13 protein-coding genes and 2 tRNA genes are annotated in these 14,911 nt (G+C 53.3%); 13 read left to right on the forward strand and 2 right to left on the reverse strand.

The genetic code is table 11. The features are described from left to right. Window positions 1-144: 144 nt before the first annotated feature. Entirely contained in the window at window positions 145-438 is a 294-nt protein-coding gene (yhbY, locus tag AC0TNG_RS04540; RefSeq protein ID WP_003861814.1) for a ribosome assembly RNA-binding protein YhbY, read from the reverse strand. Window positions 439-565: 127 nt separating this feature from the next. Here yhbY and rlmE point away from each other — a divergent pair, with 127 nt between their 5' ends. From rlmE to AC0TNG_RS04570, 6 genes are all read left to right on the forward strand, one after another. After that, a complete protein-coding gene (gene rlmE / locus AC0TNG_RS04545) occupies window positions 566-1,192 on the forward strand; it encodes a 23S rRNA (uridine(2552)-2'-O)-methyltransferase RlmE (RefSeq protein ID WP_003861812.1) in 627 nt (208 codons plus the stop codon). A gap of 102 nt (window positions 1,193-1,294) precedes the next feature. Then, a complete protein-coding gene (gene ftsH, locus AC0TNG_RS04550; RefSeq protein WP_010436002.1) occupies window positions 1,295-3,229 on the forward strand; it encodes an ATP-dependent zinc metalloprotease FtsH in 1,935 nt (644 codons plus the stop codon). 98 nt (window positions 3,230-3,327) lie between these two features. Beyond that, window positions 3,328-4,176: a dihydropteroate synthase gene (gene folP / locus AC0TNG_RS04555; RefSeq protein WP_024906364.1), complete on the forward strand. Its 849-nt coding sequence runs from the start codon at window positions 3,328-3,330 to the stop codon at window positions 4,174-4,176. Further along, the gene (gene glmM, locus AC0TNG_RS04560; RefSeq protein ID WP_024906365.1) at window positions 4,169-5,506 is read left to right on the forward strand and encodes a phosphoglucosamine mutase; all 1,338 of its coding nucleotides are present in this window, start codon (window positions 4,169-4,171) and stop codon (window positions 5,504-5,506) included. Before folP ends, glmM begins: the two co-directional genes overlap by 8 nt. Before the next feature lie 223 nt (window positions 5,507-5,729). Beyond that, window positions 5,730-6,062 (forward strand): preprotein translocase subunit SecG, encoded by a 333-nt coding sequence (gene secG, locus AC0TNG_RS04565; protein ID WP_023309338.1) that lies wholly within the window; start codon window positions 5,730-5,732, stop codon window positions 6,060-6,062. Between the two features lie 9 nt (window positions 6,063-6,071). Further along, a tRNA-Leu gene (locus tag AC0TNG_RS04570) sits at window positions 6,072-6,158 on the forward strand. A gap of 153 nt (window positions 6,159-6,311) precedes the next feature. Here AC0TNG_RS04570 and argG read toward each other — a convergent pair. Further along, window positions 6,312-7,658: an argininosuccinate synthase gene (argG, locus tag AC0TNG_RS04575; protein WP_024906366.1), complete on the reverse strand. Its 1,347-nt coding sequence runs from the start codon at window positions 7,656-7,658 to the stop codon at window positions 6,312-6,314. Between the two features lie 287 nt (window positions 7,659-7,945). Between argG and AC0TNG_RS04580 the strand changes: the two genes are divergently transcribed. From AC0TNG_RS04580 to rpsO, 7 genes are all read left to right on the forward strand, one after another. Beyond that, window positions 7,946-8,022, forward strand: a tRNA-Met gene (locus AC0TNG_RS04580). 207 nt (window positions 8,023-8,229) lie between these two features. Then, window positions 8,230-8,682: a ribosome maturation factor RimP gene (gene rimP / locus AC0TNG_RS04585; RefSeq protein WP_014833432.1), complete on the forward strand. Its 453-nt coding sequence runs from the start codon at window positions 8,230-8,232 to the stop codon at window positions 8,680-8,682. A 28-nt stretch (window positions 8,683-8,710) separates the two neighbouring features. After that, window positions 8,711-10,213 carry a transcription termination factor NusA gene (gene nusA / locus AC0TNG_RS04590; protein WP_003861798.1) on the forward strand — a complete coding sequence of 501 codons (1,503 nt, stop codon included), beginning with the start codon at window positions 8,711-8,713 and terminating at the stop codon, window positions 10,211-10,213. Between the two features lie 24 nt (window positions 10,214-10,237). Then, entirely contained in the window at window positions 10,238-12,925 is a 2,688-nt protein-coding gene (gene infB / locus AC0TNG_RS04595) for a translation initiation factor IF-2 (protein WP_024906367.1), read from the forward strand. 106 nt (window positions 12,926-13,031) lie between these two features. Next, a complete protein-coding gene (rbfA, locus tag AC0TNG_RS04600) occupies window positions 13,032-13,436 on the forward strand; it encodes a 30S ribosome-binding factor RbfA (protein ID WP_003024988.1) in 405 nt (134 codons plus the stop codon). Continuing rightward, window positions 13,436-14,386: a tRNA pseudouridine(55) synthase TruB gene (gene truB, locus AC0TNG_RS04605; protein WP_048992082.1), complete on the forward strand. Its 951-nt coding sequence runs from the start codon at window positions 13,436-13,438 to the stop codon at window positions 14,384-14,386. The genes rbfA and truB overlap by 1 nt, the downstream gene beginning before the upstream one ends. A gap of 154 nt (window positions 14,387-14,540) precedes the next feature. Then, window positions 14,541-14,810 (forward strand): 30S ribosomal protein S15, encoded by a 270-nt coding sequence (rpsO, locus tag AC0TNG_RS04610; protein ID WP_003861789.1) that lies wholly within the window; start codon window positions 14,541-14,543, stop codon window positions 14,808-14,810. The last annotated feature ends 101 nt before the right edge of the window (window positions 14,811-14,911 follow it).

The raw sequence follows: 14,911 nt of genomic DNA on the forward strand, positions 1-14,911 counted from the left end.
CTCTACTAAGATGTTGATACATTGTAAAGAAAAGAAAAAGGCCGCGTAGCGGCCTTTTATCAACTCAAGGAGCATGGCATTTTGCTCGCCTGCTGACAGAAATCCCTCGTTTCACACAGAAAATGTGTTTAATTCAGGATATCCTTAACGTGGCAGCGAGATTTTACGCTCTTTAGACGGGCGGTAGAGCACCAGCGTTTTACCGATGACCTGTACATTACAGGCGCCGGTTTCGCGCACGATGGCTTCCACGATCAGGTTTTTAGTGTCTCTGTCTTCAGAGGCGATTTTCACCTTGATCAGCTCGTGGTGTTCCAGCGCTTGTTCAATCTCGGCAAGCACCCCTTCGGTCAAACCATTGTTGCCAAGCATCACTACAGGCTTGAGCGGATGTGCCAGACCTTTAAGGTGCTGTTTTTGTTTAGTACTCAGATTCATCGTATATTTTTGCTTACGTTGGGATTGAAAACGGTTCATTCTACCGCCATCTCCCTTATATCGCCAAATAGCTGCGTAGAAATTTACGTCACAGGCAAGCAACGATGAACCAGGACGGAAATGTTAAATGACAGGTAAAAAGCGTTCTGCCAGCTCCAGCCGCTGGCTCCAGGAACACTTTAGCGATAAATATGTTCAACAGGCACAGAAAAAGGGGTTGCGTTCCCGTGCCTGGTTTAAACTTGATGAAATACAGCAAAGTGACAAACTTTTTAAGCCGGGGATGACGGTTGTTGACCTCGGTGCGGCACCTGGCGGATGGTCCCAGTATGCGGTCACGCAGATCGGCGGAACGGGCCGAATCATCGCGTGCGATCTTTTACCAATGGATCCCATCGTCGGTGTCGACTTCCTTCAGGGCGACTTTCGTGATGAATTAGTGCTGAAAGCGTTACTTGATCGTGTAGGTGACAGTAAGGTCCAGGTTGTCATGTCAGATATGGCACCAAATATGTGCGGAACACCGGCGGTGGATATCCCCCGCGCCATGTATCTGGTGGAGCTAGCGTTAGAAATGTGTCGTGATGTACTAGCGCCTGGTGGTAGTTTTGTTGTGAAGGTGTTTCAGGGCGAAGGTTTCGAGGAGTATCTTAAGGAAATTCGCTCCCTGTTTGCGAAGGTCAAAGTTCGTAAGCCGGACTCTTCCCGGGCCCGTTCCCGTGAAGTGTATATTGTAGCGACCGGGCGAAAATGATAACCGGGAGATTTCAGACGAAAGTTTGAATGAAACTGGATATAGAGTATCCTGACGCTGTTTTTAACACAGTTGTAATATGAGGTTAATCCCTTGAGTGACATGGCGAAAAACCTAATACTCTGGCTGGTCATTGCCGTTGTGCTGATGTCAGTATTCCAGAGCTTTGGGCCCAGCGAGTCGAATGGCCGCAAGGTGGATTATTCTACCTTCCTGCAGGAGGTCAATCAGGACCAGGTTCGCGAAGCGCGTATCAACGGACGTGAGATCAACGTTACCAAGAAAGATAGTAACCGTTACACGACTTACATCCCGGTGAACGATCCTAAGCTGCTTGATAACCTTCTGACCAAAAACGTCAAGGTAGTTGGCGAGCCGCCAGAAGAACCAAGCCTGCTGGCTTCTATCTTCATTTCCTGGTTCCCGATGCTGCTTCTTATCGGCGTCTGGATCTTCTTTATGCGCCAGATGCAGGGCGGCGGTGGCAAAGGTGCCATGTCGTTCGGTAAGAGCAAGGCGCGTATGTTAACGGAAGATCAGATCAAGACCACTTTTGCAGACGTTGCCGGGTGTGACGAAGCGAAAGAAGAGGTCGGCGAACTGGTTGAATACCTGCGTGAACCGAGCCGTTTCCAGAAGCTGGGCGGTAAGATCCCGAAAGGCGTGCTGATGGTTGGCCCTCCGGGTACCGGTAAAACCCTGCTGGCGAAAGCCATTGCGGGCGAAGCGAAGGTGCCGTTCTTTACTATTTCAGGTTCTGACTTCGTTGAAATGTTCGTGGGTGTCGGTGCATCTCGTGTGCGTGACATGTTCGAGCAGGCCAAGAAGGCAGCACCGTGCATTATCTTCATCGATGAAATCGACGCCGTAGGCCGCCAGCGTGGCGCAGGTCTGGGCGGTGGTCATGATGAACGTGAACAGACGCTGAACCAGATGCTGGTTGAGATGGACGGCTTCGAAGGTAACGAAGGCATTATCGTTATCGCGGCGACTAACCGTCCGGACGTACTTGACCCTGCGCTGCTGCGTCCAGGCCGTTTCGACCGTCAGGTTGTTGTGGGTCTGCCGGACGTTCGCGGTCGTGAACAGATTCTGAAAGTTCACATGCGTCGCGTACCGCTGGCACCAGATATCGACGCGGCAATCATTGCGCGCGGTACCCCTGGCTTCTCCGGTGCGGACCTGGCTAACCTGGTCAACGAAGCAGCTCTGTTTGCCGCTCGCGGTAACAAGCGCGTGGTGTCCATGGTGGAGTTCGAGAAAGCGAAAGACAAAATCATGATGGGTGCGGAACGTCGCTCCATGGTGATGACGGAGGCGCAGAAAGAGTCCACGGCATACCACGAAGCGGGTCACGCGATTATCGGTCGCCTCGTGCCGGAACACGATCCGGTGCATAAAGTGACGATTATTCCGCGCGGTCGTGCGCTGGGTGTGACCTTCTTCCTGCCTGAAGGCGACGCGATCAGCGCCAGCCGTCAGAAACTGGAAAGTCAGATTTCTACCCTCTACGGTGGTCGCCTGGCAGAAGAGATTATCTACGGTGTGGAACATGTTTCTACTGGTGCGTCCAACGACATCAAAGTCGCGACCAACCTGGCGCGTAACATGGTGACGCAGTGGGGCTTCTCCGACAAACTCGGTCCGCTGCTGTATGCAGAGGAAGAGGGTGAAGTCTTCCTGGGCCGTTCTGTGGCGAAAGCGAAACATATGTCCGATGAGACGGCACGTATCATCGACCAGGAAGTAAAATCTCTGGTAGAGCGTAACTATGCACGTGCTCGCCAGATCCTGAACGACAATATGGACATCCTGCATTCGATGAAAGATGCGCTCATGAAGTATGAGACCATCGATGCACCGCAGATTGACGACCTGATGGCGCGCCGTGAAGTACGTCCGCCAGCAGGCTGGGAAGACCCAGGCGCTTCCAATAATTCTGACAACAATGGCACCCCGCGTGCGCCGCGTCCGGTTGATGAACCGCGTACGCCAAACCCGGGCAACACCATGTCAGAACAGTTGGGCGATAAGTAAGTTACTGCTGTTGACGCGTTTGTCTGTACCTCAAACCCTGGAGCTTGCTCCGGGGTTTTTCATTTCTGTTTAACCATATAGATATCAGGGATTTCGCCATGAAATTATTCGCTCAGGACTCGCATCTCGATCTTTCACATCCCCATGTGATGGGGATCCTGAATGTTACCCCTGACTCCTTCTCTGACGGCGGCACGCATAACACGCTTATCGAGGCGGTTAAGCACGCGAATTTAATGATTAATGCGGGTGCTACCATCATTGACGTTGGCGGCGAATCGACGCGTCCTGGTGCGGCGGACGTGTCTGTGGAAGAAGAGCTGGCGCGCGTCGTGCCGGTGGTTGAAGCGATTGCACAGCGGTTTGAAGTGTGGATCTCCGTTGATACCTCTAAACCCGAAGTGATTCGTGAAGTGGCGAGAGTGGGCGCTCACATTATTAATGATATTCGCTCACTCACCGAGCCTGGCGCACTTGAAGCCGCGGCAGAGACGGGGTTACCGGTATGCCTGATGCACATGCAGGGCCAACCGAAAACCATGCAGGAAGCACCGAAGTATGACGATGTCTTTGCCGACGTGAATCGCTTCTTTATTGAGCATATTGCACGCTGTGAACGTGCAGGTATCCCAAAAGAGAAATTGCTGCTCGACCCGGGGTTCGGTTTCGGTAAAAATCTCTCACACAATTATGCGTTGCTTGCGCGCCTGTCGGAATTCCATCATTTTGGCCTGCCGTTACTGGTGGGGATGTCGAGAAAGTCGATGATTGGGCAGTTGTTGAACGTGGGGCCGAGCGAACGCCTGAGCGGCAGCCTGGCCTGCGCAGTGATTGCGGCGATGCAGGGTGCGCACATTATTCGTGTCCATGACGTCAAAGAAACAGTAGAAGCCATGCGTGTGGTGGAAGCCACACTGGCAGCGAAGGAAAACAAACGCTATGAGTAATCGTAAATATTTTGGTACCGACGGTATCCGTGGGCGTGTAGGCGATGCTCCCATCACCCCTGATTTTGTCCTGAAGCTCGGCTGGGCTGCTGGCAAGGTACTGGCGCGTCATGGCTCACGTAAAATTATCATCGGTAAAGACACCCGTATTTCGGGCTATATGCTGGAGTCCGCGCTTGAAGCGGGTCTGGCGGCTGCCGGACTGTCCGCCTCCTTTACGGGCCCAATGCCAACGCCTGCAGTTGCGTATCTGACGCGCACCTTCCGTGCGGAAGCGGGGATTGTCATTTCGGCTTCTCACAACCCGTTCTATGACAACGGCATTAAATTCTTCTCCATTGACGGCACCAAGCTGCCGGATGACGTGGAAGAGGCGATTGAAGCCGAAATGGAAAAAGAGATCACCTGTGTTGATTCCGCAGAGCTGGGTAAAGCGAACCGTATCGTCGATGCGGCGGGGCGTTACATCGAATTCTGTAAAGGTACCTTCCCGAATGAGCTGAGCCTGGCTCATCTGAAAATTGTGGTGGACTGTGCGAACGGGGCGACCTACCACATCGCCCCAAATGTTTTCCGCGAACTGGGTGCGAAAGTGATCGCCATTGGTTGCGAGCCGGATGGTCTGAACATTAACGAGCAGGTGGGTGCAACTGACGTTCGTGCTCTGCAGGCGCGTGTTCTGGCGGAGAAAGCCGATCTGGGTATTGCGCTGGACGGCGACGGCGACCGCGTGATCATGGTCGACCACGAAGGTAACAAGGTCGACGGCGATCAGATCCTCTACATCATTGCACGTGAAGGTCTGCGTCAGGGCCAGCTGCGCGGCGGTGCGGTAGGTACGCTGATGAGTAACATGGGCCTGGAACTGGCGCTGAAACAGCTCGGTATTCCGTTCGTGCGCGCGAAAGTGGGTGATCGCTACGTGCTGGAAAAACTGCAGGAGAAGGGCTGGCGCATCGGTGCAGAAAACTCGGGTCACGTCATCCTGCTCGACAAAACTACCACCGGTGACGGTATCGTGGCCGCGCTGCAGGTGGTTGCCGCGATGGCGCGCAACCATATGAGCCTGCACGATCTGTGCAGCGGGATGAAAATGTTCCCACAGATCCTGGTGAACGTGCGCTTTACTGCTGGCAAAGGCGATCCGCTGGAAAATGAGAACGTCAAAGCGGTGATGGCTGATGTTGAAGCGGCTCTGGGCAGCCGTGGACGCGTGCTGCTGCGTAAGTCCGGTACCGAACCGCTGATCCGCGTGATGGTGGAAGGTGAAGACGAAGCGCAGGTCACCGAATTTGCGCACCGTATTGCGGATGCCGTAAAAGCTGCATAATCTTGCACGCTAAATGTTTAAAAAGGCGGCGTTTGCCGCCTTTGTTTTAAGCAATTCATGGCTTTTTGCTGTTTTTTTCCGCAGTTGATACAATGCGTCGAAAATGCCCTTGCGAAGGTGATTCGCTTTGGTTAGTATTCACACCCGCTTCAGTGGGAAACAAAAATCCTGCTAATTGGTCGAAGCATTGGTATGCGGCAAATCCGCAAGGAACAGGTTGATTATGTACGAAGCTCTTTTAGTTGTTTTCCTTATTGTAGCCATCGCTCTCGTAGCGCTGATTATGCTGCAGCAAGGTAAAGGCGCTGATATGGGAGCCTCCTTCGGAGCAGGCGCTTCCGGTACGCTGTTCGGTTCAAGTGGTTCTGCGAACTTCATGACCCGCACAACGGCGATTCTGGCTACGCTGTTCTTCATCATCAGTCTGGTGCTTGGCAATATCAACAGCAATAAGACCAGCAAAGGAAGCGAGTGGGAAAACCTGAGCGCGCCAGCGAAAACTGAGCAGACTCAGCCAGCTGCACCGGCTAAGCCAACCAGCGATATCCCGCACTAAGTATTCTGTACCGAGGTGGTGGAATTGGTAGACACGCTACCTTGAGGTGGTAGTGCCCTAACGGGCTTGTGGGTTCGAGTCCCATCCTCGGTACCAATATTCCAGAAGAAAGACGTCGAAAGACGTCTTTTTTTTCGTCTGTATATTGTGGTAGCGGGCAAAATGGCGGGTGGCGCTGCGCTTACCCGCCCTACAAATACCAAATAAAAAAGGCGCCCTGTCGGCGCCTTTTGCATGTCTTGCTGTCGATTACTTCTTATCGCTGTGTTCCAGGTTTTCAACCTGCGGTAGGCCGTTACCGGAGCTGGCGGAGAGCAGGCCATTCTCAACATAGTTGAACAGCTTCTCACGTGTATCGGTGATGTCCAGGTTACGCATGGTCAGCTGACCAATACGATCGTCTGGTGAGAACACAGATTCACCTTTCTCCATAGTCAGACGCTCTGCTTTATAGGTCAGGTTGTCAGACACGGTGTTCAGGATGGAGTAGTCGTTACCGCGACGCAGTTCCAGGGTCACTTCACCGGTGATTGCACTCGCCACCCAACGCTGCAGCGCATCACGCAGCATCAGCGCCTGTGGATCGAACCAGCGGCCCTGATACAGCAGTTTGCCCAACTGACGGCCATGAGAGTGATACTGCTCAATGGTGTCTTCGTTGTGAATGCCGGTCAGCAGACGCTCGTAAGCGATGTGCAGCAGCGCCATTCCCGGGGCTTCATAAATGCCACGGCTTTTCGCTTCGATGATACGGTTTTCAATCTGATCGCTCATGCCCAGACCGTGACGACCGCCAATACGGTTAGCTTCCAGCATCAGCTCAACATCATCAGAGAAGGTTTTACCGTTCAGCGCAACCGGATGGCCGCGTTCGAAACGCACGGTCACTTCTTCTGCCTGGATTTTGACGTTCTCGTCCCAGAACTTCACGCCCATGATCGGGTTAACGATCTTCACGCTGGAGTTCAGGAATTCCAGGTCTTTCGCTTCGTGCGTCGCACCCAGCATGTTGGAGTCGGTGGAATAGGCTTTCTCGACTGACATCTTATAGTCGAAACCGCAGGCGATCATAAACTCGGACATCTCATGACGACCACCCAGCTCGTCGATGAAGTCGGTGTCCAGCCATGGTTTGTAAATCTGCAGCTCGGCGTTGGTCAGCAGGCCATAACGATAGAAACGTTCGATATCGTTACCTTTATAGGTGCTACCGTCACCCCAGATGTTGACGCCGTCTTCTTTCATCGCCGCAACCAGCATGGTGCCGGTGACCGCACGGCCCAGCGGGGTGGTGTTGAAATAGGTCAGACCGCCGGTGGTGTTATGGAATGCACCACACTGAATAGCCGCGATACCTTCCGCGACAAGTTGCTTACGGCAGTCAATCAGGCGCGCGTTCTCTGCACCATACTCTTTAGCGCGACGAGGAATGGCATCATAGTCGTCCTCATCCGGCTGACCCAGGTTCGCAGTATAGGCATACGGAACCGCTCCCTTCTGGCGCATCCACAGCAGTGCAGCGCTGGTATCCAGGCCACCTGAGAAAGCGATGCCAATACGTTGTCCTACCGGAAGATGCTTGAGAATCGTCGTCATAGAATAAAACCCTGCTTGATTGACTGATTAGAGACCGCTTTCGCTCTCTTGTGCATTTTTATGCAAAATAAGTGAGTATTCATTTAATCATCTTTTGGCGAAGACCGGAAGAGAGTCATGCGTTTTTTGTAAAAATTTTGGTCTGATCGATCTGGCGGAAGTCGCCTTGACAGGTGGGGTCAACTATCAATATACTAAACGCCGATTTTACGTCCCGTCTTCGGTACCAAATCCCAGCATTATTTGCAAATTCTGTCCAAAACGCGTAGAATTTGCCACGTTTCAGGCGCGGGGTGGAGCAGCCTGGTAGCTCGTCGGGCTCATAACCCGAAGGTCGTCGGTTCAAATCCGGCCCCCGCAACCACTTTCCCATAAAGTTCTTTTTCAAATATACTGTGAAGACTTAGAGCCTTCGTAGCTGGATTTGAAAAAATTCTTTCGGAAAGTGCTCCAGGCCACAGTTGTGGCTATAGGGTTCAGTTATCTAAAGCCCCGATTTATCGGGGTTTTTTGTTATCTGACTACAGAATAACTGGGCTTTACGCCCTTTTTTTATGTCTTGGGGGTGGGCTTGTCCACATTAGAGCAAAAATTAACAGAGATGATTACTGCACCGGTCGAAGCACTGGGCTACGAACTGGTCGGCATCGAATTCGTTCGCGGCCGTACATCGACGCTGCGCATCTATATTGATAGTGAAGATGGCATCAATGTTGATGATTGTGCTGATGTCAGCCACCAGGTGAGTGCGGTTCTTGATGTTGAAGACCCGATTACCGTTGCGTACAACCTGGAAGTTTCCTCACCTGGCCTCGATCGCCCGATGTTCACGGCCGAGCACTATGTGCGCTTTACCGGTGAAGAAGTGGCTCTCGTTCTGCGTATGGCCGTACAGAACCGCCGTAAATGGCAGGGAATTATCAAAGCCGTTGATGGTGAAATGATCACGGTGACAGTCGAAGGCAAAGATGAAGTGTTCGCGCTGAGTAATATCCAGAAGGCGAACCTGGTTCCCCACTTTTAACAGTCTGGATTGAGGTGAAAAGCCCGCGATGAACAAAGAAATTTTGGCTGTTGTTGAAGCCGTCTCCAACGAGAAATCACTGCCGCGTGAAAAGATTTTTGAAGCGCTGGAAAGTGCACTGGCTACAGCAACCAAGAAAAAATACGAACAAGAGATCGATGTTCGCGTAGAAATCGATCGTAAAAGCGGTGACTTCGATACATTCCGTCGTTGGGTAATCGTTGAAGAAGTGACCCAGCCGACCAAAGAGATCACCCTGGAAGCCGCCCGTTTTGAAGACGAAAGTCTGAACGTGGGTGACTACGTTGAAGATCAGATTGAATCTGTGACCTTCGACCGTATCACCACCCAGACCGCTAAACAGGTTATCGTGCAGAAAGTGCGCGAAGCCGAGCGCGCGCTGGTTGTCGATCAGTTCCGCGATCAGGAAGGCGAGATCATCACCGGCGTGGTGAAGAAAGTGAACCGCGACAACATCTCCCTGGAGATCAAATCCGAAGGGTTGCCGGGTAACGCTGAAGCCGTGATCCTGCGTGAAGATATGCTGCCGCGTGAAAACTTCCGTCCAGGCGACCGTATTCGCGGTGTTCTGTACGCCGTTCGCCCTGAAGCGCGTGGCGCACAGCTGTTCGTGACCCGTTCTAAACCAGAAATGCTGGTAGAACTGTTCCGTATCGAAGTACCGGAAATCGGTGAAGAAGTTATCGAGATTAAAGCGGCGGCTCGCGATCCGGGCTCCCGTGCGAAAATTGCGGTGAAAACCAACGACAAGCGTATCGACCCGGTCGGTGCTTGCGTCGGTATGCGCGGTGCGCGTGTCCAGGCAGTGTCTACTGAGCTGGGCGGCGAACGTATTGATATCGTTCTGTGGGATGACAACCCGGCGCAGTTCGTGATCAACGCAATGGCTCCAGCTGATGTGGCGTCTATCGTTGTTGACGAAGACAAACACACCATGGATATCGCTGTTGAAGCGGGCAACCTGGCGCAGGCAATCGGCCGTAACGGCCAGAACGTACGCCTGGCGTCACAGCTGAGCGGCTGGGAACTCAACGTGATGACCGTTGATGACCTGCAGGCTAAGCATCAGGCTGAAGCCCATGCGGCGATCGATACCTTCACGAAATACCTGGATATTGACGAAGACTTCGCCACTGTTCTGGTTGAAGAAGGTTTCTCTACGCTGGAAGAACTGGCCTATGTGCCAATGAAAGAGCTGCTGGAAATTGACGGTCTGGATGAACCAACCGTTGAAGCCCTGCGTGAACGCGCTAAAAACGCACTGACCACCCTGGCACTGGCTCAGGAAGAAAGCCTTGGCGATAAGAAGCCGGCTGATGACCTGCTGAATCTGGAAGGTCTTGATCGTGCGATTGCGTTCAAGCTGGCTGCCCGTGGTGTTTGTACGCTGGAAGATCTCGCTGAGCAAGGCGTTGATGACCTGGCTGATATCGAAGGTTTAACCGACGAGAAAGCCGGCGAGCTCATCATGGCCGCACGTAATATTTGCTGGTTCGGCGACGAAGCGTAATAAACTGTAGCAGGAAGGAACAGCATGACTGATGTAACTGTAAAATCGCTGGCTGCTGAGATTCAGACCTCCGTGGACCGCCTGGTACAGCAATTTGCTGATGCAGGGATCCCGAAGTCCGCTGATGACTCGGTGACCGCGCAAGAAAAACAAACCTTGTTAACGCACCTGAACCGTGAACACGGCTCTACGCCTGACAAGTTAACGCTGCAGCGCAAAACGCGTAGCACGTTAAACATCCCTGGTACCGGTGGCAAAAGCAAATCGGTACAAATTGAAGTCCGCAAGACGCGCACCTTTGTAAAACGTGATCCGCAAGAGGCAGAACGCCTTGCCGCGGAAGAGCAGGCACAGCGTGAAGCGGAAGAACAAGCTCAGCGTGAGGCGGAAGCAGCCGCCAAACGTGAAGCAGAATTAAAAGCTGAACGTGAGGCCGCAGAAAAAGCGAAACGCGACGCAAGTGATAAAGTGAAGCGTGACGCTGCGGAAAAAGACAAAGTGAGCAATCAACAGACAGACGAAATGACCAAAACCGCCCAGGCTGAAAAAGCCCGCCGTGAAAATGAAGCTGCCGAGCTGAAGCGTAAAGCGGAAGAAGAAGCCCGCCGTAAGCTGGAAGAAGAAGCTCGCCGCGTCGCCGAAGAAGCGCGCCGTATGGCAGAAGAAAATGAGAAGAACGGTGTTGATACCGTTGAGCAGTCTGAAGACACCAGCGACTATCACGTGACCACTTCTCAGCACGCACGTCAGGCAGAAGATGATAACGACCGTGAAGTAGAAGGCGGCCGTGGCCGTGGCCGTAATGCAAAAGCTGCGCGTCCGGCGAAAAAAGGCAACAAGCACGCTGAATCCAAAGCTGACCGTGAAGAAGCACGCGCGGCTGTTCGCGGTGGTAAAGGCGGTAAGCGTAAAGGTTCCGCACTGCAGCAGGGCTTCCAGAAGCCTGCTCAGGCCGTTAACCGTGACGTTGTGATCGGCGAAACCATTACCGTTGGCGAACTGGCGAACAAGATGGCGGTTAAAGGCTCTCAGGTCATCAAAGCGATGATGAAACTGGGCGCCATGGCGACCATCAACCAGGTGATCGATCAGGAAACCGCACAGCTGGTTGCTGAAGAGATGGGCCACAAAGTAATCCTGCGTCGTGAAAACGAGCTGGAAGAAGCAGTAATGAGCGACCGTGATACTGGCGCTGCGGCTGAACCGCGTGCACCGGTTGTGACCATCATGGGTCACGTTGACCACGGTAAAACCTCTCTGCTTGACTACATTCGTTCTACTAAGGTTGCCTCGGGTGAAGCGGGTGGCATTACCCAGCACATCGGTGCATACCACGTAGAAACTGACAACGGTATGATCACCTTCCTGGATACCCCAGGCCACGCCGCGTTTACCTCAATGCGTGCTCGTGGTGCTCAGGCGACGGATATCGTTGTTCTGGTTGTTGCCGCAGACGACGGCGTGATGCCACAGACCATCGAAGCTATCCAGCACGCGAAGGCTGCAGGTGTGCCAGTTGTGGTTGCAGTGAACAAGATCGATAAGCCAGAAGCGGATCCCGATCGTGTTAAAAACGAACTTTCCCAGTACGGTATCCTGCCGGAAGAGTGGGGCGGTGAAAGCCAGTTCGTACACGTGTCTGCGAAAGCGGGTACCGGTATCGACGAACTGCTGGACGCGATCCTGCTGCAGGCCGAAGTTCTGGAGCTGAAGGCCATCCGTAACGGTATGGCGAGCGGCGCGGTGATCGAATCCTTCCTGGATAAAGGTCGTGGCCCGGTTGCTACCGTTCTGGTTCGTGAAGGTACGCTGCATAAAGGCGATATCGTTCTGTGCGGTTTCGAATACGGCCGCGTTCGTGCGATGCGTAACGAACTGGGTCAGGAAGTGCTGGAAGCGGGTCCGTCCATTCCAGTGGAAATCCTGGGTCTGTCCGGTGTTCCGGCTGCCGGTGACGAAGTGACCGTTGTGCGTGACGAGAAGAAAGCGCGTGAAGTGGCACTGTATCGTCAGGGCAAATTCCGTGAAGTTAAACTGGCTCGTCAGCAGAAATCTAAACTCGAGAACATGTTTGCCAACATGACCGAGGGCGAAGTTCACGAAGTGAACATCGTTCTGAAAGCCGACGTTCAGGGTTCTGTGGAAGCGATCTCCGACTCCTTGCTGAAACTGTCTACCGACGAAGTGAAAGTGAAGATCATCGGTTCGGGCGTAGGTGGTATCACCGAAACCGACGCTACCCTGGCTGCTGCCTCTAACGCTATCCTGGTTGGCTTCAACGTTCGTGCGGATGCGTCTGCGCGTAAAGTGATTGAATCCGAAAGCCTGGATCTGCGTTACTACTCCGTCATCTATAACCTGATCGACGAAGTGAAGGCCGCGATGAGCGGTATGCTGTCTCCTGAGCTGAAACAGCAGATCATCGGTCTGGCTGAAGTACGTGACGTGTTCAAATCACCGAAATTCGGTGCGATCGCGGGCTGTATGGTGACCGAAGGTAACATCAAGCGTCACAACCCAATCCGCGTACTGCGTGACAACGTGGTTATCTACGAAGGCGAGCTGGAATCCCTGCGCCGCTTCAAAGATGACGTTAACGAAGTCCGTAACGGCATGGAATGTGGTATCGGCGTGAAGAACTACAACGACGTTCGCGTTGGCGATATGATCGAAGTGTTCGAGATCATCGAAATTCAGCGTACCATCGCGTAATCTTCGTCGGCTGAAGATTGGTTGACGTAGGCCGGGTAAGCGAAGCGCCACCCGGCAATAATTTCAAAAAGGGGCTTTAGCCCCTTTTTTGTCTGGAGAATTTATTATGGCGAAAGAATTTGGTCGCCCTCAGCGCGTAGCGCAGGAAATGCAGAAAGAGATCGCACTCATTCTGCAACGTGAAATTAAAGACCCACGTGTCGGCATGATGACCACCGTTTCCGGTGTCGAAATGTCCCGTGATTTGGCCTATGCCAAAGTGTTCGTCACCTTCCTGAACGATCAGGACGAAGCGGCAGTGAAAAACGGCATTAAAGCGCTGCAGGAAGCCTCTGGTTTCATCCGCTCCCTGCTTGGCAAAGCGATGCGCCTGCGTATCGTGCCTGAACTGACCTTCTTCTACGACAACTCGCTGGTCGAAGGTATGCGTATGTCCAACCTGGTGACCAGCGTGGTTAAACATGACGACGAGCGTCGTGTTAACCCGGCGGACGACAGCAAGGAGGACTAATGAGTCGTCCTCGTCGTCGTGGTCGCGACGTGCATGGTGTGCTGCTGCTGGATAAACCCCAGGGCGCTTCCAGCAACGACGTGCTGCAAAAAGTTAAGCGTATTTATAACGCCAACCGTGCGGGCCACACCGGCGCGCTCGATCCGCTGGCAACCGGCATGCTGCCGGTCTGCCTGGGAGAGGCGACAAAGTTTTCCCAGTATCTGCTCGACTCCGATAAGCGTTACCGCGTTATCGCTAAACTGGGCCAGCGCACGGATACCTCCGACGCGGACGGTCAGGTAGTAGAAGAGCGCCCGGTGACCTTCAGCGCGGAGCAGCTTGATGCGGCGCTGGAAAGCTTCCGTGGTGACACGATGCAGGTGCCGTCGATGTATTCGGCGCTGAAATATCAGGGCAAGAAGCTCTACGAATATGCGCGCCAGGGCATTGACGTCCCGCGTGAAGCCCGTCCGATAACCGTGTATGAGCTGCTGTTTATTCGCCACGAAGGTGATGAGCTTGAGCTGGAAGTGCACTGTTCGAAAGGGACCTATATTCGCACCATCATCGACGATCTCGGTGAAAAGCTGGGCTGCGGCGCACATGTGATTTACCTGCGTCGTCTGGCGGTGAGCAAGTACCCGGTAGAGCGGATGGTGACCCTGGAGCAACTGCGCGAGCTGGTAGAACAGGCGGAAGTGCAGGGGATCGCGCCGGCAGATTTGCTGGATCCATTGCTGATGCCGATGGACAGTCCGGCAGCGGACTTCCCGGTTGTTAATCTTCCTTTAACATCCTCCGTTTACTTTAAGAACGGCAACCCGGTTCGTACGGCGGAAGCGCCGCTGGAAGGACTGGTACGCGTGACCGAAGGTGACGAAGGGAAATTCATCGGTATGGGCGAAATGGATGGTGAGGGGCGCGTTGCGCCGCGTCGTCTGGTCGTCGAGTATCCGATCGAAGCATGACGGTGATGACGGCTCACCTTGCGATAAGCAGGGGAGACGAGTAGAATATCGCCGCTTAACGCCTGGTAAATTGTTTAACAATCTGCGGGGCGTACATGGGGTCGCTGAATTAGAGATCGGCACCCTTACATTCTTTATACTTTGGAGTTTGAAAATGTCTCTAAGCGTTGAAGCTAAAGCTAAAATCGTTTCTGAGTTTGGTCGTGGTACTAACGACAGCGGTTCTACCGAAGTTCAGGTTGCACTGCTGACTGCACAGATTAACCACCTGCAGGGTCACTTTGCAGAGCACAAAAAAGATCACCACAGCCGTCGTGGTCTGCTGCGTATGGTTTCTCAGCGTCGTAAACTGCTCGACTACCTGAAACGTAAAGATGTTGCACGCTACACCGCGCTGATCGAGCGTCTGGGTCTGCGTCGCTAAGTCTTGCGAGTTTCAGAAAAGGGGGCCTGATGGCCCCTTTTTTCAACCAGACGGCAGCAATTCACTGGAAACTATTGTATTGTTGCTATAAATGATCTTCA

Source organism: Enterobacter sp. PL_is514, from assembly GCF_055816715.1.

What these genes read in the sequence shown, in the direction of transcription:
- yhbY (WP_003861814.1), bottom strand. Translation starts at nt 438, where the DNA reads ATGAATCTGAGTACTAAACAAAAACAGCACCTTAAAGGTCTGGCACAT.
- rlmE (WP_003861812.1), top strand. Translation starts at nt 566, where the DNA reads ATGACAGGTAAAAAGCGTTCTGCCAGCTCCAGCCGCTGGCTCCAGGAA.
- ftsH (WP_010436002.1), top strand. Translation starts at nt 1,295, where the DNA reads ATGGCGAAAAACCTAATACTCTGGCTGGTCATTGCCGTTGTGCTGATG.
- folP (WP_024906364.1), top strand. Translation starts at nt 3,328, where the DNA reads ATGAAATTATTCGCTCAGGACTCGCATCTCGATCTTTCACATCCCCAT.
- glmM (WP_024906365.1), top strand. Translation starts at nt 4,169, where the DNA reads ATGAGTAATCGTAAATATTTTGGTACCGACGGTATCCGTGGGCGTGTA.
- secG (WP_023309338.1), top strand. Translation starts at nt 5,730, where the DNA reads ATGTACGAAGCTCTTTTAGTTGTTTTCCTTATTGTAGCCATCGCTCTC.
- argG (WP_024906366.1), bottom strand. Translation starts at nt 7,658, where the DNA reads ATGACGACGATTCTCAAGCATCTTCCGGTAGGACAACGTATTGGCATC.
- nusA (WP_003861798.1), top strand. Translation starts at nt 8,711, where the DNA reads ATGAACAAAGAAATTTTGGCTGTTGTTGAAGCCGTCTCCAACGAGAAA.
- infB (WP_024906367.1), top strand. Translation starts at nt 10,238, where the DNA reads ATGACTGATGTAACTGTAAAATCGCTGGCTGCTGAGATTCAGACCTCC.
- rbfA (WP_003024988.1), top strand. Translation starts at nt 13,032, where the DNA reads ATGGCGAAAGAATTTGGTCGCCCTCAGCGCGTAGCGCAGGAAATGCAG.
- truB (WP_048992082.1), top strand. Translation starts at nt 13,436, where the DNA reads ATGAGTCGTCCTCGTCGTCGTGGTCGCGACGTGCATGGTGTGCTGCTG.
- rpsO (WP_003861789.1), top strand. Translation starts at nt 14,541, where the DNA reads ATGTCTCTAAGCGTTGAAGCTAAAGCTAAAATCGTTTCTGAGTTTGGT.